Raw genomic sequence first — 19,867 nt, 5'->3', positions numbered from 1 at the left:
CTTTTGTCTGCGCTCCCGACAGCAATAGAAAAGCGAAAATCAGAATGATATATCTCGAACGCATAATCAAACCTATAATTTAAATTTTCAAAAGTAAAGAGGAATTCCTTTAGTTCCCCTCTAATAAGAGGCGAAGTCCCGCAGTAAGCGGTTGGTGGCATCGAATCCGAAGGATGAGATGACGGGGTGTGTCAAAAGATTACTTCGTCCGGCTAAGCCGGACTCGCCAGCCCGACTGATGTCTGGCGGGCAATGACGAATTTCCTCTCCCCTTGAGGGGAGTGTCCCGAAGCTTCGGGACGAGGGGTGTTATCGTTTGATAACCTCAGAATTTGGGATGTTCGCCAATCACACCCTCTCCCGAAACAGAATCGGGATAAACTTCCTCCGTAGGAGTTCCTTCGGAACACCTCCCTCGAGGGAGGAGATTACGCATGCGGGCTATCCGGCAGCTGCCGGATGACCGCAAGACCTCGCCTTTATGGAGTCAGGATTTATCCTGACCGCAAGACTGTGCCATTACGGCGTGAGAACCTGTCCCGACAGCCATAATAAATAAACCAACCGGCAACTTTTAATTTCATTTAGCCCTTCTAAATCGTAACTTGATGTAATTATCGCTTTTTTAAATTTAGCTGAGATTTATATGATAAAGAAAATGGACTTTTATCTTTACCGGAAATTCATCGGTACCCTTGTTATGACAAGCATGGCGTTCCTTGCGATATTTTTCGTCGTTGATCTTGTCGAAAATCTTCGGAAAATCCTTGATTCTTCGGCTCCTCTAAGCACCGCCGCACTGTATTCTATTTTAAACCTCCCCTGGTTATTCAACATATCGTTACCTATTGCCGTAATGTTGGCGTCCGTGCTGACGTTCAGTACTCTGGTCAAGTACAATGAACTCGTGCCGATGAAATCCGCCGGAATCAGTCTCTATCGGCTGCTGATTCCCATGATAGTGCTCGGTATTCTTTTAAGCGCATTTTCATTCTTTTTCGGGGAAATTGTCGTCATCAAATCAAACAGGAAGCGCTTTGACATTGCCAGAAAATATTCACTCAGGGGAGCCAAGCGGGAAGCTCTCAGAAAATTCAACCTGAACTTTCAGGAAGGTCCCAACCGGAATATTTCCATCGGGGTTTACAAATACAAAGACCTGAAAGGTCTGAGGATCAACATCCAGTACTTCCGGAGGGAGTCGCTGATACAGAGATTGGACGCTTCTCAAATGCATTGGGACGAGGAAAAATCGAAGTGGATATTCACTGACGTGATACTCAGGAAATTTTCCGGTGATGATGAAGTCATATTGAAATCGGCTCTTGTAGACACAATCGACTTACGGCTTACTCCCGAAGCGCTTAAAAAAGAAAACCGAAAACCGGAGGAGATGAGCTACTGGGAACTCGGAGAATTCGTGACCAGCTTAGAGGCTAACGGGATCGAATCTCGAAATTGGAAGGTGAATCACCTTTTTAAAATATCGCTGTCGTTTACGAACCTGATAGTGATTCTCATCGGTGTCCCGATAGCATCGAACAAAAGGCGAGGCGGCGCGGCTTTCGGAATCGGCGTTGCGTTGTTGGTAAGTTTTATCTTCTACGGATTCATTAAATTCGGACAAACACTCGCCAAGCAGGGGGTATTAGAACCTTTTGCAGGCGTATGGCTCGGAAATGCGGTCTTCTTTCTGGTGTCGATAGTTTTGATTGCGAAAACACAGAAATAATCCGAACTCAACAAAGAACTGATTCAATAACCAAGCGCCGTCCAGAGCGATACCGACACTTCAAAACCATTAGCGTTCTGGGGAGTAAAGGCGCCCCGGAAAGCGTACCCGAAATCTAACCGGAAGCTCATCATCCTCATCCCGAAACCGACTCCCAGCTCTTTGCCTTCCCTGCCGCCGGCGGAGATCCCGATTCGCAGCGGCATTCTCGATTCTCCGTAATATTCGATACCTATTGCGAATCTCCCCACTTTACTCGCATAGATCCGATCGCTGAATCCCTGCTGGTAATCGACGGCTAAGAGCGTGTGCGTCAGTGATTTCGAGGCGCCGAGTCTAAATATGAGCGGTAACCCGATGGAAAAATCCTTTTCGAGCTTTGTACGTTCGTTATCTCCGACCACGAGAGCCGAATACCCTTTTTTCGCAACCCTGTTCAAGTTCAAATTATCTATCGTATAGAAGTATCTGATTTGTTCGTTATTGTCGCTCCATCTTATCTTTCCAAACAGGTTATTTATCGCCATGCCGATGTGCCACCCCGCGATATCTGTCTTCAACAGACCGATATCCACCGATAACCCCCAACCGCCGGAAGACGATCTCACTAAGTATTCTCCTTCTCCCACTATTTTTGTAGAATCCGTGAACAGGTTCGCCTCAGAGTTGATTACACCGAAGTAACCCAATCCTCTGATAACTCTTACCGTGTAACCTAAAAGAAGATTTTTGTAAACACCGCCGTTGGAAAATCCTATCTCTCCCGCGCCCAAGAACTCTCCCCCCGCCTCTAAAGAGTAATCTTTTCCGAGCTCATTGCCGTAGAGCATAACTTCGAAAGGAGCCTTAGGAACAGTCAGATCGCCGACTGTGTAGATATCGGTCGTTACCGCCATATTATTCCATGAGATATTCCCGAGAACGGGCTGAACCGACGCATCGAAGTAAAACGTCAGTCCTTCGTCAGGGATTAGTGACAGGAGCTCTTCTTTTTTATTATCTTTCTCAAGATCAGCGCCGTTGAATTTATTGTATTCGGTCAGGTTCAGGCTCGAGTTCGAAATACCTAAATTAACTTGAACAACCTGCATCGCTATGTAACTTCGGACCAAGGCAAGATTTGCCGGGTTGACTCCCACGCTGAAGAAGTCCCGTGCTATGGTCGTGTACGCACCCCCCATTCCGAGACTGCGTGGGTCTTTCCTGATCTGCGCTGATGATATGCTGACGCTGTTGACAATCAGTAAAGCGGCGGCAATAATTTTATATAACAATCGTTTTTTCATACAGTCAAATTCATTATTAACTAAGGATTAATTCTAACCCTGAATGTCATAACCGATTTGATACCGATAAAGTCGGAGGGTTTAACTGATCTTGGTTCTCCGTCTGTAGACTTCAATGTTATCAATGGTTTTATGTAGTGCACACCCCCCCGTGAAAATATCCTTATCTTGGAGCTGTCGAGAAAGATGCTGTCGCGTTTGAAAGCGATGAATATGCCATTTTCCGGATCCGTATCCGGTAAAACAAGGGTCAGAAGCGTATCGACTTCGAGTGAATCCGGGTGGGCGTCGAAGTCGGTCGAATCTTCACTTATCAGCAGAGAGAGAGTGCCGCTCAATGGAAAACCGTTTGTCAGTTGCGACTCAACTATCGCATAAAGAATATTTTTTTCTATCTGCTCTTTTTGCTCTTCATCAAACGCCGCTATCGTGTTCAACGTTGCCGGTACGAACTTTACCGTTGAGTCGAGCGAAAATGAGAATGGGACTTTCAGCTGATAATCGCCTCCCATGCTCTGTCCGATCGCAACAACTCCTACTCCTGATAGATTCGTCTCACCCGAAATTCTTATCTTATCCGGAAGTATGTTGAAAAAATCTACGATATCCGAATCTCCTGAAGGCACACATTTTTTATTTACACAGGTAGAATCTTTTTTGAAGAGAATCACCGTACTTTCAGGCTCTGTGCTGAACAAGAACGGAGACTCTATCTTGGCATCGCGAAGAATCAGCTCGGCGGAAGTGCCGAAAATCGAGTTGGTACCGAGGATGTTCAGGTCAAGAAACATCGGCACGCTTATGGAATTTTCGAGATTCATAAACAGCTGAACGTCCTCAAGGCTTATCCCTGCAAAACCCTCCGGCATGTCTTCAATATTTGTTTCGGTTGTAGGGATTGTTTCATCGAAATTCGCTTTCCACCTTTGGAATCGAAGGGTATCGAGTTCAATGGTCAGTACAACTGCATCGTTTTGCGTGATCCTGCTCGAGGATCCGGATGGGAGCGTTACAGCCTGAAAGATATATTCGATTTCGGTCAAGGGTACATCTCCGGCCGGGTTCGTAAGGCTGTCCCCTCCTAAGGATATCGTTCTCAATTCTGTCGCTCCCGGCAGAATGTTGTCCCAGACGACTGATTCCGCTGTAACAAGGCTCGAATCGATAAAATTAGGAAGAATCAGTGTCGCCTCAAGGGGTATTTGCAGTCTGTTCTCGATTGAAATAATCAGGTCTTCGGTGTTCGATCTGAATCTTCCGCTTATCAGTTCGGTGCTCCCGGAGATAAGCAGCGGTATGGAATTCATGACTTCTATGTTGATCGGAGGCACGTCGCCCGTCACACTGCTCACTATAAAAGGGGGTACGAATTCTATACTGATAATGATTCTTCCACTCCGTGAAGTACTGTTTACGGTAAACGCCGGTGTACCGGGTGAATCCCCCGTCGTTGTACTTGAGATAGGAGTGACAAAGCTTTTACCGGCAAGGTCTATTTCTCTTACCTCGGTTGTGTCGGGGCCTATCCTGTCGAACTCCGCCGAGCCTAACTGAACCGAATTGGCGTCAGTGAGGACTATGCGCAAATTTGTTATTGGTATTCCCGAATTGGGAGCGTCAATGAATCCGTTGTAAACTGATATCCTGATAATACCCTGCTGCATCTCAGCTTCATCTACCCCAGTGATTCCAATGTCGTTCTCGACAGGTGTCAGCCCGAAAGAGATTATTTCCATGGTTGTGCCGTCCGGTACGCTGTTCAATATCGGCAGCATCTCAGCCAGAGTAAGAGATTGAAACACCTGGTCACTGCCGAAATCATCCAACTCGATAGGTCCGATCTCTTCGATAAATTCAACGGATCCTATTCCTCTAACCGTCAGGCTGTTTTCGTCGAGCGTTACGGTACCTATTGTATCCTGAACGTTCAATCTGAGGATATTGTCGGCGGTTACGTCTATAAAACCATTGGAACTGTCGTCTTCGATAGGTCCTTGCAGGTCTCCGAGCGGATAGATCTCATCGATGAGAGGTATCACGAGGTCCAACTCCCACGATGGAGATTCCGGAGATTCCAAGAGACATCCCTGAAAGGGAATGAGTATGCAGATTAGGGTAAGTGCGTGACTATTTTTGAGAAATATTTTCATTTCCAGTAGTTCAGCCTTACGATTCGCTACTGGTGATACTTAGAGCTTCTTCGTCAAGTTCCCTGTTCCCATGAGGAAAGGTACTTTACCTGCTCATCTGTTAAGCTGTCGATCGATACGCCCATGCTGTCGAGTTTCAGCTGTGCTATAAATTCATCGATTTCGGAGGGTACGTCATGCACTTTTACTTCAAGATCATTTTGCAGGCTATACTCCGACGTAAGCGCCTGAACAGCAAAACTCATGTCCATCACGCTTGCCGGGTGTCCTTCTGCGGCAGCCAGATTTATGAGGCGGCCCTTAGCCAGAACGTAAATTGTCCTGCCGTCGCTTTGCTTATAAGCGTCCACGTTATCTTTTATGTCCTCTTCGACAGATTCGGATAATTCACTGAGTTCATCAAGATTGATCTCAACGTTGAAATGCCCTGAATTCGCAACTATCGCTCCGTCTTTCATCTTCTCGAAGTGTTCTTTCCTCAGTACGTGAATGTCCCCCGTAAGAGTACAGAAAAGGTCGCCTTCAGACGCCGCTGCGTCCATCGTCATTACCCTGAACCCGTCCATCATCGCTTCAAGGGCGCGCGTCGGATCAATTTCGGTCACAATAACGTTTGCGCCCATCCCCTGTATCCTGCTGGCAAAGCCGCGTCCGCACCATCCGTATCCGGCTACGACCACATTTTTTCCGGCTATCAGCATATCGGTAGCGCGGATTATTCCGTCGACCGTTGACTGTCCCGTTCCGTAGCGGTTGTCGAAAAGATGCTTCATCTTGGCGTCGTTCACCGCCATCACAGGGAGTTTCAGCACTCCGTCAGCTTCCATCGCTTTTAGACGTATAACACCGGTAGTAGTTTCCTCCATTGAGCACTTGATCTCCGAAGCCTGATCTTCGTACTCCGAATGGAGAATTGTCACGAGATCGGCTCCATCGTCCATAGTTATGTTCGGCTTGTGTTCCAAAGCTGTCTTGATATGAGAATAATACATCTCATTATCTTCGCCATGAATAGCATATACGGAAATCCCTTCATGAACCACGAGTGCGGCGGCAATATCATCCTGCGTGCTCAGCGGGTTGGATGCGCATAACAGGATGTCGGCGCCCCCCACTTTCAGAGTCCGCATGAGATTTGCCGTCTCAGCCGTAACGTGAAGGCAAGCGGACATCTTTACACCATCGAGCGGTTTTTCTTTTTCAAATCTATCACGTATGAACGAAAGAACGGGCATATCCCTGTCTGCCCAGTCCATTCGGCGTTTACCCGCATCCGCCAATGATTCATTTTTTATGTCGTTCCCCAATTATATCTCCCAATTCATTTATTCAGTGTTAACAATCATCATTTTTTTAGGTCTTCAACTCTGTCTAACTGTTCCCAAGTAAAACTCGATTCATCCCTGCCGAAGTGACCGTAAGATGCGGTTTTCTTGAAGCGGGGCGCTCTCAGTTCGAGTGCGTCTATCATAGCTTTCGGCGTGAAGTCGAATTTATCTCTGATAAGCCTTACCAGCTCCTCATCAGACTGATTTCCCGTTCCGAATGTCTGAACCTGTACCGATACAGGTTCGGCAACCCCTATTGCGTATGCTAATTGTAGCTGACATCTATTTGCAAAACCTGCCGCTACAAGGTTTTTTGCCACATAGCGAGCCATATATGCCGCTGACCGGTCGACTTTTGTGGGGTCTTTCCCGGAAAATGCTCCGCCGCCGTGAGACGCAAATCCTCCGTAAGTATCCATAATAATTTTCCTTCCGGTCAGACCCGCATCGGCTTTCGGACCGCCTTCCACGAACCGCCCTGTCGGGTTGATATGGTATATAGTTTCACCGTTGCTTAAGAACTCTTCAGGAATTACCGATTTTATGGCGAGTTCTATCATTTCATCCGCTAATTTTTCATTACTGACTGACGGTGTGTGCTGAGTAGAAAGAACAACGTTCGTAACCGCCACAGGCTTATTGTCAACGTACTTCACAGTAACTTGCGATTTGCCGTCGGGGCGGAGGTAGTCCACTTCTTCTGCTTTTCGAATCTCAGCCAGCCTTTTAGTAATCTTGTGCGCTAAATATATCGGAGTGGGCATGTACATCTTGTTTTCGTCCGTCGCAAACCCGAACATCATACCCTGGTCTCCCGCACCGTCCCTGTCGACTCCTAAAGCTATATCGGGAGATTGTTGGTCTATCGCCGTCAGGACCGAACACGTCTCATAATCAAATCCCATGCTCGCATCGGTATATCCTATTTCCTTTATGCATTCCCTTACGATGGAAGGTATCTCGATGTACGTACTTGTCGTGATTTCTCCCCCGACAAGCACCATGCCTGTCGTAACAAACGTTTCACAGGCTACCCGTCCCATCGGGTCGTTTTCGTAGATAGCATCAAGCACTGAATCCGATATCTGATCGGCGATCTTGTCAGGGTGACCTTCCGTCACCGATTCTGATGTGAATAAATATTCAGACATATACCTTCCTAACTTAACGTTTTTCCGGTCTAATCGAACTTAATTTCGGAGTAGTCCCCGACGCTCAGTTTTCGAACAGTTCCATGGACGAGCGCGTGTTCTCCAATGAGCGATCCCGAGACACTGCAATTTTCGAGTGTTGCCCCTTTCGCCACTACAGAATCGGAAATTATCGTATTTTTTATTATGGCTCCCTCATCGATTGTCACATGAGGACCCACGATTGAATTAACCAGCTGCACTGTCGGTGCGACATAGCAGGGTTCGTTTACGACGCTGTCACTTACCTTGGTGGCGTTTCCCCCCGATTTGTCCAATAAGACTCTGTTAGTGTCCAGAATTGAACTCCAACTCCCGCAGTCATACCAATTATCGACGTCGAAAACTTCAATCCTCTCTCCCCTTTCAATCATATCCTGTAATGCGTCGGTCAGTTGAATCTCACCCTTCGTAGTAACGTTTTGTTCGATTATTGTTTCTATCGACCGTTTTAATATCGACTGATTATTTATCAGATAGATACCGGCGATCGCTAAGTTGCTTTCGGGATTCTCAGGTTTTTCCACCAATTTCTCTACATAGTCGCCGTTCATTTCAACAACCCCGAATAACTGAGGATTAGGAACTTCCCGGACACCTATTGCTGAAACAGATTTTTTCAACAGTTTTTTAAGATCGATGTCTATTATCGTATCGCCCAATATTATCAGCGCCGGATCGTCGCTTTCTTCGAGAGCTTTATTGACCGCATGACCAAGTCCCTTCCTTTCGGTCTGCCCCACGGTGCGGGTAATTTCGGGATAGTTTGTCTGGAGGAACCGTTCTACTTGCGGGGCTTCGTATCCGACGACCACGACGATTTCATCTACTCCGGCATCGACTAAAAAATCTAATATGTGCCCGATGATCGGTTTGCCGGCTACGTTGAATAGCACCTTAGGAGTAGTGAGCGTATGTGGTCTGAGCCGCTTCCCAATCCCTGCCGCTGGCAGTATCGCTTTCAACTAATCTGTTCACTCATATTCGTGATTTCCGTTCTTTTACAATCCGCTTAATATATACTTTCCTGCCTAAAGCGCAACTACTCAGGAACGGCATGATCAATATATCTCAGTTTATGTTTATACTTCTTCAAACGCCTGCGGAGTTTTTCCGCCGCCCCGTCCACCGACTTGAACATATCGTCGCTTACGTCTGTTGTTACGAGGTTCTTTTTATAGACTCTCATAATGATTTCCGCGATATTGTCGTTTTTCACCTTTTCAAGAATTACACTGCAATCTACTATACCGTCATACAGCTTTTCGAGTCGATTGACCTCCATCTCCGTATATCTCTCTAATTTCTTGCTCATCCTGAAATTTCTTGCAGTGATCTCTATCTTCATCCGTTAGTTCCTTTCGTTTGAACCCTCTTAAAAGCAAGGCTTATTCTTTAGCTTTTATCCGATTCAGCCCTTGGATGTGCCTGTTTATACGTCTTTTTAAGCCCTTCAGTCTCAAGATGCGTATATATTTGAGTCGTCGATAAATCCTCGTGTCCCAATAGTTCTTTCACCGAGTTCAGGTCTGCTCCTCTTTCAAGCATGTGCGTTGCAAACGTGTGCCTTAGAGTATGCGGGCTCATGTTTTCCTTGGTAACAGTCATTTCCATGTATTTTTTCACTATCCGTTGAATGCCTCTCGGCTTCAATCTCTTTCCGAACCTGTTTAAAAAAAGGGCAATTTCCGTGCCATCTTTATTCTTAACCGCTCTATACTCCAAATACCTGTTTATTGCCGTCCAGGCGGGACCCCCCAGCGGTACTATCCTCTCCTTGGAACCCTTACCGACCAATTTCAGGCTTCCTGATTCCCGGTTTAAGTCTCTCACGTTCAGCGCTACGATCTCCGCTAATCTCGCACCGCTGCTGTAGAGCATTTCAAGTAAAGCGGAATCTCTTGTTCCGGCAAATGTGTCCGACACCGGCGCTGTAACAAGTTTCACAGCTTCATCGATCGACAAAAGGGACGGCAACTTCTTCTCCACCTTCGGGAAACTTACGTTTTTTGCAGGGTTGTTTTCTAAAGCCCCCGTCCGGACGAGATACTTAAACCACGACTTCAAAGCCGCGAGTTTTCTCGCTGCGCTTTTTCTGCTTATCCCCTCTTCTATCAATTTCCCGAGAAAATGACGAACGGACGTTTTATCGATATCCAGAACTCCGATATCGGGGTTTGAATGGTACTCCGTCAAAAAATCCGTGAATTGTCTGAGGTCTGTAGCGTACGCTTTTATAGTCTTATCGGAGTAATTCAACTGAACTTTTAACGCCTCGAGGAAGTTTGCCGCATCCTTACCAATATTACTTTTTTCATTCTCTTCCGAAACAATAAGATCCTGTACCGTTTCAGATTTCAAGGGAACCTCCCGGCTCAATTACAGCCGCTTCCAGGTTCAAAGCCTTCACTCCCTCAACAAATGATTTCGGATCGGTTTTGATCAAATCGAATGTATTGTAGTGCATCGGTACGTTCAGTTTTGCTTGCAGAAATTCCGCCGCTTTGACGGCGTCTTCCACTCCCATGGTGAAGTTGTCGCCGATTGGAAGCAGAGCCGCGTCGATGCTCGTCAACTCCCCGATTAGTTTCATATCCAGAAAAAGACCCGTGTCACCTGCATGATAGATATTTTTTCCGTCGATTGAGATGATAACACCGCACGGATTGCCGAGATATATTATCTCCCCGTCAGGCTTACTGAGTCCGCTTCCGTGGTGGGCTATCGTCAGCTTAACCCTGCCGAAGGGAAATTCTCTGCTCCCTCCTATATGCATCGCCTCTGTTTTCGCCCCCTGACGGGAAAAGTAAGACGCTATTTCAAAGTTAGCGATGATAGGCGCTCCCGTTGACTTAGAAATTTCCAATGCATCCCCGACATGATCGTCATGACCATGAGTTATGATTATATAATCCGGGTTCAGATCCTCCTTGGACACTGTGGCGAGCGGATTTCCGGAGATAAACGGATCGATCAGAATGCTGCCGCTCTCCGATTTTATTTGAAACGCTGAATGCCCAAAAAAAGTCAGCTCAGTCATGATTAGTTACCCCCTATCTGTATTTGTCGAATTCGAGCGCCGTTAAGACCGATTTGACGTCATCCGGCAGCGGAGAATCGAACACGACCTCCTTACCCGTAACGGGATGAACCATCGTCAGCCTGCTTGCATGGAGAGCCTGCCTCGAAATCAGATCTAATGCTTTTACCGCTGTCTTCCTCCTCTCAGGCGTCACCATACCTGCCATCCGCCCTCTTCCTCCGTACTCCTTGTCTCCGAATATTTGATTCCCCGTATGTGATAGATGTACCCGGAGCTGATGAGTACGCCCGGTAACCGGAAGTAAAGTAAGCAGCGACGTAAAGTCCATTTCGGCTTTTACTGCGTACCGCGTGACGGCGGATTTCCCGTTTTCATCAACCGTCATCTTTGTTCTATCTTTTTTGTTTCTTCCTACGGAATATGAAATCTCACCGGTGTTATTGGGCATCTTCCCCCAGACGACCGCGGTGTATTCCTTCTTAATTTTTCTCGCCATGAACATATTCGTGATGGCAGCATGCACATTATCGTTTTTTGCTATGATTAACAGACCGCTTGTCCCTTTATCAAGGCGGTGAACAATTCCCGGTCTGAAAGGACCACCGACCGAAGAGAGCGATTTCGAATAATGAAGAAGTCCGTTCACGAGAGTACCGTGCAGATTACCGCGTGCCGGATGTACTACAATGCCCGCCTGCTTGTCGAGCACTATTATGCTTTCGTCTTCGAAGATAATGTTTAATGGTATCTCTTCCGGCTCCGCGGCAATGGGCGCCTCACCGGGGATGGTTACCGTTATGCTCTCTCCTGAATCGACTATATGACTCGGGCGCACCGGTTTTCCGTCAACCAGCACTTCTGATTCCGTTATTAAACGTTTCACCTGAGACCTGCTGAGATCTCCAATCTGTCTCGAAAGGAACTTATCGATCCTTTCCGGTTTTTTATTCTCAGGCACTGAGATGGTCATTGACTGACTCATCAGGTGATTCCTCGATTGTTTCTTCTTTTTCTTTAAAGCTCCATGAGATTATCAAAAACCAGATCAATCCGACTGAAACCGCTGAATCGGCGATGTTGAAGACCGGCCATCTGTAACTCGAAATCCCGACGTCTATAAAATCAACTACTTTGCTGAATAAAATTCTATCTATCAGGTTTCCGACCGCGCCCCCGAAAATCAGCGCAAGGGGTAGATATACACTAATGCCCTCATCGCGGTATTTATACAAATAATAAAGCACCACCATGCTGGCAACGAATGATATCGCTGTGAAAAATCCCAGATTGGATACTACTATGCTGAAGGCCAGACCTTTATTCTCGACAAAAGTAAACCTCACCAAACTCCCTATGACATTAAACGATTCACCCAGTTCCATTTGGTGTTTAACTATGTTTTTTGTGATCTGATCGAGGATCACGACTATGCCGGATATCGATAGTGCTTTTAGCACAAGAATTTCTCTAAGTTATTTGGAGCCGTTTTCTTTGACGTCGGTTTTGCAGGGTACGCACATCGATGCGTGGGGTACAGCTTCTAATCTCTTCTTTGGGATAGGTTCGCCGCACATGTTGCAAACACCGTATTCTCCTCTTTCAAGTCTTTCCAATGCCTCGTTCAAGTAACCAAGATACTTGTTCTCTCTCGTGAGAAAAAGATAGGCTTTCTCCCTTTCTTGCGAATCGGTCCCTAAATCAGCCATATGGTATGAATAATTAGAGGGATTCCCGGAAGATTCACGGGACGATTCCTCTACCGCTGTCTCTTTCAATAATCCCAATTCTTCCAACAGCGCGTCGCGCTTTTCGAGTATGATCTTCCTAAAATATGTTTTGTCTTTTTTATTCATACGAGCTAATGCCGATTTCCGTTTGAGACCCTTTCGATTCCAACTTTGACCGTCTCTTCTCCGATCCTTATATCCTGGCTATATTCTCCCTCTTCAAATTCGTACCCGATTTTCTCGGCGAGTACTTCGTTCGCCAGGTAACTCTCGTTCTCCTTTACCGCATCGAGTAAATTCCCGTCTAAAGAAAGATACATATTTATTCTATCAGAAACATCAAATTCCGCTTCTTTTCTTAAATTATTTATATCGTGAACTAATTCACGTACCAGCCCCTGCCTCACAAGTTCAGGCGTAAGGGTTGTATCCAGAGCCGCCCTCATCTCATTATTTTCCACTATCACCATTCCGTCAACCTGTTCATGCTCAAAACTGACCATTTCCCTCGTGATTTCAAATTTATCCGCTCCCGAAGTTATCGAAAATATATCACTTTTACTCAAAGCTATATTCAATTGTTCCACATCAGTAGATTTTAACAGCTCTCCTACTTTTTGAGCGTTCTTCCCGAATGCCGGACCTAATTTCTTGAAATTCGGTACTGCTTTCAGCACAGACAGTTCATCCATGTTGTCTATAACGTTCAATTTCTTTATGTTCAATTCTTCCAAAATCTGGTCGGACAGCTTTAGAAGCACTTCCTTCTCCTCAGCTGCGTCCGTGAAAAAATGGATCTCTTTGAGCGGCTGTCTGACCTTGATCTGCGCTTTGTTTCTTGCGGCTCTTCCCGCTTCGACGGCTTTGATAACCGTATCAACGGCATTTATGAGTTTTTCGTCGATCAATTCTTCATTCAGTTCGGGCCAGCTTGAAAGATGAACGGAATCGGGCGCTCCGTGAAGTTTATCCCGAACGAGATTCGAGTAAATTTTTTCCGTCAAGAAAGGAAGAATGGGCGCTAAAATCTTGATTAATGTCACAAGCGCCTCATAAAGAGTATCATATGCATGCAGTTTGTCCGTGTCGTTCGAGCTTCTCCAGAACCGCCTCCTTGAACGCCGCACATACCAGTTCGAAAGATCGTTCAGGTATTTATCTACCCGCCTCATAACTCCGACTGTCTGGTAACCGTCCAATTCTTTCGTAGCATATTTTACCAGTAAGTTAGTCTTCGCTATAAGCCACCTGTCAAGTTCGGTTCTTTCTTTTGCGGGTGTCCGTTTGTTCGGATCGTATTTGTCGATAGAGGCGTATGTGGTAAAAAAGGTGTAAACGTTCCAGAGCGTGAGAATCTTCCTCCGGTTTTCGTCTGCGAGTCCATATCCAAAAAGAAGATTGTTATAAGGATTTTGCGAAGCGAAAATCCAGCGGAGCACATCGACGCCCATCGTGTCGGCTGCCTCTTCAAAGGGAATTGCGTTACCTGCGCTCTTATGCATGTCATCACCCTTTTCATCCTTTACGAGTGCGTGACCGAGAACGTTTTTGAAGGGTACGCTGTTTTCCATCACGGCGCTCATGGCGAGCAAGCTGTAAAACCAGTTTCTGAACTGTCCCGGAAACGATTCGGTGATAAAATCAGCCGGAAACCAATTCTCCCAGTGACTGCGGTCAGTGTTGTATCCCATGGTCGAGTACGGCACTATTCCCGCGTCGAGCCATGGATTGCCCACTTCAGGTATCCGCGATACCTGCTCACCGCATTCGGAACATGCGATCTTCACTTCGTCGATCCAGGGTTTATGAGGGGTGTGTCCCTCAAACGCTTCCCAGCCCGAAACCGCTCTTTTCTGTAATTCTTCACGGCTCCCCATTACATCAAGGTGACCGCATGAGTCGCACTCGTATATCGGCAGAGCAAGTCCCCAATACCGTTTTTTGGATATGTTCCAATCTTGCATATTCGAAAGCCAGTCGAGTTCCCTTTCTAATCCGAAGGAGGGCATCCAGTTGATCTTTCTTGTTATATCCATAATGTCGCCGCGCAGTTCGTCCATAGAAATGAACCATTCATCGACAAGTCTGAATACCAGCTCGGTTTTACACCTCCAGCATACAGGGTATCTGTGGCTGATAGTCTCCTTTTTGAAGAGAAGCCCTTTTCCCTTGAGATTATTGAATATCCAGTCGTTTACCTCTGTAACATTTTTTCCTGTCAGCTCCCCGAAGCCATCGATGTAGCTTCCCTCTTCGTCGAGCGTTTTAATGACCGTGAGATCGTATTTCTTGCTCAATCCGTAATCCTCCCGGCCGCAGCCGGGGGCAATGTGCACTATTCCGGTTCCCTCGTCTTCACTCACATCATCCCATTCGATTACTTTGTGCTCCACGTTCTCCTGAACAGGCAATTCCCCGAACGGCGCCGAGTAAGACCATCCTATCATCTCTTTTCCCGTTAATCTGTCGAGGACCTTATTTTCCGCTTTTATCTCCTTGTGTCTGCTCTCAGCCATGTATATGACCTTACCCTCAAATTCTGCTTTTACGTATTTTATATCGCTTTTGACGGCGGCGGAAACATTAGCGGCAAGCGTCCAGGGAGTAGTCGTCCATATAAGCAAAAATTCATTATCCCTTTCTAAAAGCGGGAATAGTACAAAAACACTCGGATGTTTTATCTCTACGTAACCCTCGGTTGCTATCTCGTGTTCGGATAGAGAAGTACCGCATCTCGGACACCACGGCATTACGTCATCCCCCTTGTAAATCAAACCCCTCTCATGGCATTTCTTGAGGAACGACCATATTGTATAGTTGTTCTCATCTGAATACGTGTAATACGAATTGTCCCAATCCATCCATTGTCCAAGCCGGATCGATTGTTCGGTCTGAACGGCGGAATATTTTCTTACGCGTTCTTTGCACTTTTCGACGAATTTATCAACGCCGTAACTTTCTATATCCCGTTTAGACTTGAATCCGAGATCCTTTTCGACCTCTACCTCCACCCACAGCCCCTGACAGTCGAAACCGTTCTGATACCGCTGATTATACCCCTGCATCGCCTTGTACCGTTGAAATATATCTTTATAGGTTCTACCCCAGGCATGATGCACACCCATCGGATTATTGGCAGTTATCGGTCCGTCTAAAAATGAAAACCGTTTGCCGTCTTTGTTCTTTTCCCTTAGCTTGTTGAAGGTGTCTTCTTCTTTCCACCGCTCAAGCACCTCCTTTTCAAGGGAGATAAAATCTATTTTACTCTGTTCTTTTTCGATCATGGATAAGACTAAGCTTCATCTGTAGAGTTGTCTGAAGTTTCGTTTCTGACCACAAATATGAAATCATAGTCATAATCAGTAGCGAGCTCGGCGGACTTCGAAGCAAATTCCTCCTCGATTTCCGCTATGTCGTCGTTCGGTGTGGTGACTTCTATGACTATCGATGCGTCTATTTCCTTGGTGACATTTGTAATCGTAGCGTCGGGAAACATCTCTGATATTGCGATTTCCAACTCCTGAATGATTCCTTGCAGCTCGATTTCCGTGATCATTTAATTCTCCTTAAATCCGACTTCCGTTTATCAATTAAGATACTCTGCAACCAACAATGAAAGCTTCTCCCTTGTCTTCGGGTCGATCGCATTTTTGTCTGTGATCAGCGCGGTGCTCAACGATGTGGCACAAACGCAATCCCGTTTGTCAGGTATAGCCTTCAGGACGGTTTGTAAATTCTTTTTTACGTATTCCGCCGTGTAACTCAAATTTTTCATTACTTCCGGAACTGAAACAGGTTCTAATTCTTCATGCCATGCATCGTAATCGGTTACGAGTGCGATTGTCGCGAAACAAATTTCCGCTTCCCTTGAAAGGCGCGCCTCCGCGAGGTTGGTCATCCCTATGACATCCATCCCCATATTTTTGAAAACCATACTCTCAGCCTTCGTTGAAAACGCCGGTCCCTCCATATTTAAATAGATCCCACCGTTATGAACCTTTACTTCATTTCCTGAGATTGTCTCAAAAATAATATTTGAGAGCACAGGACAGACAGGGTCAGCGAAAGATATGTGCCCGGCAATACCTTCACCGAAGAAAGTGCTTTCAGCAGATTTTTTAGTCCTGTCAAAAAATTGGTCCACTATCACTATATCGCGCGGGGCTATATGTTCTTTATACGAGCCGACGGCGGAAATCGAGATAATCCTTTCAACACCCAGCGTCTTCATCCCGAAAATGTTCGCCCTGTAGTTTATCTCCGACGGAAGTATCTTATGCCCTTTTCCATGCCTCGGGAGGAAGACGACCTCTCTGCCATCGGCTTGAAATACAGTGAAATCATCAGAGGGTTTTCCCCAGGGAGTATCGAGAGATACTTCGTCCACCATTTCCAATCCTTCGATGCCGTAAAACCCTGATCCGCCGATAATACCTATTTTTTTAGCTCTATCCAACTACAAGTCCTTTCTAACTCAAGCGTCGGAAATTATATATAGGTTCCTCTAATGTCAAGAAAAAAGCCTGATATATTTCAGACCGGTTTTCAGTGGAATTTTATCCTATAAGTCTTATATATACAAAGAGTTGTGGGTGGTATTATATTTCGTGCTCCTAAGTGACGATGAGATGTAAGATTGAGCAGAAAATAATTAAGGCATCTCGGTTTAATACCTTAAATTGATCATAGTGCCGATTGCAGGTATAATCAAACGAAATGAACCGGGTGTATGGGTAATCCCGATTACCGGAAAAGCGCCTTAATGCTTCCCCAGGTTTCTCTCGCTGATGAGAGCGTCGGCGAAACGGATATCACCGACGAGTAACTGAAAGTTTTGTCTGCATCAGCATCAACAATTTTAATGCGATAATTATAGGTACGTGAGGCTATCTTCGCAAAGACAGTCTGGTCATAATACGAATAATGACTTTCACTTCCCAGAGGGTTTACCTTGCCGATATATGTGTAGGTTCCGCCCGGAGCGCTCCGCTCAACCTGATATTCCGATAAGTTGACTTCCACGCCCGAATCCCACTCCAGCATAATGCCGTTATCGAAAGGATAACCGGTGAAGTTTTTCAGAATCGATCCGCCGAATATCGTGCCGGACAGCAGAGCGACAGAGATAATTATAGGAAATATTTTATTTGACATATATGATTCCGGCGGTTTAAAGTATTATATAAAGCTCAGTTTAGCGGAAAATATGCGTTTGTCAAGTAATTTTTAACATTTATGACTCTAAGTCAGTCCGGAAAGTTCTGTAATTCCCTTAAAAACAACAGGGTCGGTTTAAAACTAAACCGACCCTGTTAGCTTAAATTCAGGGATATTTACTTCATCATTATCATTTTACGAACTTGAACGAAATCATTCGCCTGAATTCTGTAGAGATATACGCCTGATGAGATCGGAGCACCTGACGAGGTCAATCCGTTCCAGGTGACCGAGTGGTAACCTGCGGTCATCTCTTCGTCCACCAGCGTACTTATCAATTCTCCTTTCAGATTGTATATCTTCAGAGAGACACTGCCTGAATTCGGAATCTGGTACTCGATACGCGTCGTGGGATTAAATGGATTCGGATAGTTTTGATCGAGCGCATAGACTTCCGGAATCCCGGTATTATACCAGTCGATACCCGTTAGCGCAGGATTGACCACATTAGAGGATAACCCTTCCTGATTAGCGAAGTCGGTCGCGGTGACGTAGTAAGTGTATGCAACGTCCGTCAAAACGTCCGTATCTAAGTACACTGTCAATATAGTGTTCTCCACCGGTTGAAAATCTCCGCCGTTTACCGAACGGTAAACCGTATAGTATTTAGCTTCCTCATTCACTATCTCGGTCCAGGTGAGTTCAATTCCTGCCGAAACCAGCATTCCGCTGAGACTCGGTGCGTCCGGAATCAGGTTATCAACCGAATATCCTTCTCCGGGGAAACCCGGGATGAACTCTTCGCCGAACTCGGTGTGGGCTCTGACCATGAATGTTGACCACCATATCTCCGTAGGCGATATGCTGTCCCCGAGAGTCGGAGCTACGTAGGAATATTCGGGAAATCCTACATCCGGGATTTCATCGATGTAGTCCCATAGTTCCTGAGACATCAGTATTTGAGTCTCACTCGGCGCAGCTGCCGGCGGAGCCTCTCCCATGTCGATTACCAGTCTCCACAATGTATAGAATGTAATATCAGTGAAGTCGATGGATGCCGCATTCCATATAACCCGGACCTGTCTACCTTGGTCGTTAGGAATGTCAATGACCGCCTGAATGTCTGGCAAGCTGAATCCGGCTCCCTTCTCAAGAAAGAAATCCACAGGGACAGTGTTGTTGTTAACGGAAACCGAACTGACGAAATCGGGCATAAACCCTTCCGCAAGGGCAAACATGGTATACATTCCGTTGAGAACCGGAAGGAGGTAATACCCACCCGGACCAGTCCCCGTGCAGTTAAAAATGTCCTCTGTATTATCAACGCTCGCACAGATTCCCGCGAACCTAACCGGATCGCCTGTATCTATGTCATACACGGTACCTTCGATATATCCCTCTGCCGAGGAGACATGAATATCTATGTTCGTTTCTCCGGTTTGTACTTCCGAAAAATCCTGAACCACGAATTGATCCCCTGAAAGGTGGCACGCTGATACACAATAACCGTTGTTCGGGAAATCCGCAGCGGACGAGACCTCTACTGAATAAACCCCGGCTGTTACACTCGTCGTTTTGGAAAAGCCGAGGTCAGACGTGGCTCTTACAACGATACCACTCGTCACAACATCGTCCAGGTAGGTGACTCCGGTGATGGTACCATTAACAGTATGAGCAACCATGTCAATAGAAGTCATTCCTCCGGGCAGGAGGAAAATATGCTCCGTAAACGGGACAAGGTAATTCTCGAGTAGGTCATCCTCATCGGGGAATACAAACCAGTCTCCTCCCACTACGTTAAAGCTGGCAATTCCCGATGCGTCCGTCGTTTCTTCGACTCCTATATCGAAATTATCAGAAAACGCGAAGATGCGAATATTCGGGATAGCCATCCCTGACCCGTCCCTAAGAGTTACATCTATCGTGGCATCGCCTGCAATGAAATTGAAGTCAACTCCAACCTCATCCCCGGTGATAAATACAATAATTGAAGGTGGGCTTGGGAACAGACCGTCCGTTACTCCAAAAAAGTCTTCCGCCACAACTAACCAGTAACCAGTCCGGTCAGTGGGAAGATGCAGCGTGTAATTACCGGAAGCATCTGTAGTCGCAAGAGCCCCGTCTTGTGTGCTCTGACCGAAGTCGGAGCAGAATTCATCGATGCAAGATTCCGCAAACATTATCACGTCTTCATATCCGCCTCCAACAGTTCCGGAGACGGAGAAACCGGTTGGCACCGAATTTATCCAGAGGG

Annotated in this window: 17 protein-coding genes; 1 reads left to right on the top strand and 16 read right to left on the bottom strand. The window is 46.2% G+C overall.

The window, feature by feature from the left end:
• Positions 1-646: 646 nt before the first annotated feature.
• On the top strand, positions 647-1,732 hold the full coding sequence (locus IID12_05070; GenBank protein MCH8288462.1) for an LptF/LptG family permease: 1,086 nt from the start codon (positions 647-649) through the stop codon (positions 1,730-1,732).
• Between the two features lie 23 nt (positions 1,733-1,755).
• Here the strand turns inward: IID12_05070 and IID12_05065 are convergent, their stop codons facing one another.
• From IID12_05065 to IID12_04990, 16 genes are all read right to left on the bottom strand, one after another.
• Positions 1,756-3,018 (bottom strand): hypothetical protein, encoded by a 1,263-nt coding sequence (locus tag IID12_05065; protein ID MCH8288461.1) that lies wholly within the window; start codon positions 3,016-3,018, stop codon positions 1,756-1,758.
• Between the two features lie 20 nt (positions 3,019-3,038).
• Positions 3,039-5,096, bottom strand: coding sequence for a hypothetical protein (locus IID12_05060; protein MCH8288460.1), 2,058 nt, complete (start codon positions 5,094-5,096; stop codon positions 3,039-3,041).
• Positions 5,097-5,221: 125 nt separating this feature from the next.
• Positions 5,222-6,475 (bottom strand): adenosylhomocysteinase, encoded by a 1,254-nt coding sequence (locus tag IID12_05055; protein ID MCH8288459.1) that lies wholly within the window; start codon positions 6,473-6,475, stop codon positions 5,222-5,224.
• Positions 6,476-6,513: 38 nt separating this feature from the next.
• A complete protein-coding gene (locus IID12_05050) occupies positions 6,514-7,647 on the bottom strand; it encodes a methionine adenosyltransferase (GenBank protein MCH8288458.1) in 1,134 nt (377 codons plus the stop codon).
• A 29-nt stretch (positions 7,648-7,676) separates the two neighbouring features.
• Complete coding sequence (locus IID12_05045) at positions 7,677-8,651, bottom strand: NTP transferase domain-containing protein (GenBank protein MCH8288457.1); 975 nt, start codon at positions 8,649-8,651, stop codon at positions 7,677-7,679.
• A 77-nt stretch (positions 8,652-8,728) separates the two neighbouring features.
• Positions 8,729-9,034: a ribosome-associated translation inhibitor RaiA gene (gene raiA / locus IID12_05040; protein ID MCH8288456.1), complete on the bottom strand. Its 306-nt coding sequence runs from the start codon at positions 9,032-9,034 to the stop codon at positions 8,729-8,731.
• Positions 9,035-9,081: 47 nt separating this feature from the next.
• Positions 9,082-10,047, bottom strand: coding sequence for a tyrosine recombinase XerC (gene xerC / locus IID12_05035; protein ID MCH8288455.1), 966 nt, complete (start codon positions 10,045-10,047; stop codon positions 9,082-9,084).
• Positions 10,037-10,726 (bottom strand): metal-dependent hydrolase, encoded by a 690-nt coding sequence (locus tag IID12_05030; GenBank protein ID MCH8288454.1) that lies wholly within the window; start codon positions 10,724-10,726, stop codon positions 10,037-10,039. Before IID12_05030 ends, xerC begins: the two co-directional genes overlap by 11 nt.
• 13 nt (positions 10,727-10,739) lie before the next feature.
• Positions 10,740-11,711 carry an RluA family pseudouridine synthase gene (locus IID12_05025; GenBank protein MCH8288453.1) on the bottom strand — a complete coding sequence of 324 codons (972 nt, stop codon included), beginning with the start codon at positions 11,709-11,711 and terminating at the stop codon, positions 10,740-10,742.
• The gene (lspA, locus tag IID12_05020) at positions 11,680-12,186 is read right to left on the bottom strand and encodes a signal peptidase II (GenBank protein MCH8288452.1); all 507 of its coding nucleotides are present in this window, start codon (positions 12,184-12,186) and stop codon (positions 11,680-11,682) included. Before lspA ends, IID12_05025 begins: the two co-directional genes overlap by 32 nt.
• A gap of 15 nt (positions 12,187-12,201) precedes the next feature.
• A complete protein-coding gene (locus IID12_05015) occupies positions 12,202-12,582 on the bottom strand; it encodes a TraR/DksA C4-type zinc finger protein (protein ID MCH8288451.1) in 381 nt (126 codons plus the stop codon).
• Positions 12,583-12,587: 5 nt separating this feature from the next.
• Complete coding sequence (locus IID12_05010) at positions 12,588-15,740, bottom strand: isoleucine--tRNA ligase (protein ID MCH8288450.1); 3,153 nt, start codon at positions 15,738-15,740, stop codon at positions 12,588-12,590.
• 8 nt (positions 15,741-15,748) lie between these two features.
• Positions 15,749-16,012, bottom strand: coding sequence for a hypothetical protein (locus IID12_05005; protein MCH8288449.1), 264 nt, complete (start codon positions 16,010-16,012; stop codon positions 15,749-15,751).
• Positions 16,013-16,042: 30 nt separating this feature from the next.
• On the bottom strand, positions 16,043-16,912 hold the full coding sequence (gene mtnP / locus IID12_05000; protein MCH8288448.1) for an S-methyl-5'-thioadenosine phosphorylase: 870 nt from the start codon (positions 16,910-16,912) through the stop codon (positions 16,043-16,045).
• 287 nt (positions 16,913-17,199) lie between these two features.
• On the bottom strand, positions 17,200-17,610 hold the full coding sequence (locus IID12_04995; protein ID MCH8288447.1) for a hypothetical protein: 411 nt from the start codon (positions 17,608-17,610) through the stop codon (positions 17,200-17,202).
• Positions 17,611-17,789: 179 nt separating this feature from the next.
• Complete coding sequence (locus tag IID12_04990; protein MCH8288446.1) at positions 17,790-19,850, bottom strand: T9SS type A sorting domain-containing protein; 2,061 nt, start codon at positions 19,848-19,850, stop codon at positions 17,790-17,792.
• Positions 19,851-19,867: the final 17 nt, after the last annotated feature.

Source organism: Candidatus Neomarinimicrobiota bacterium (genome assembly GCA_022567655.1).
Lineage (GTDB): Bacteria > Fidelibacterota > SORT01 > SORT01 > SORT01 > JADFGO01.
The sequence above is the reverse complement of the archived record's forward strand: the minus strand, read 5'-3'. Positions and strand labels throughout refer to the sequence as shown.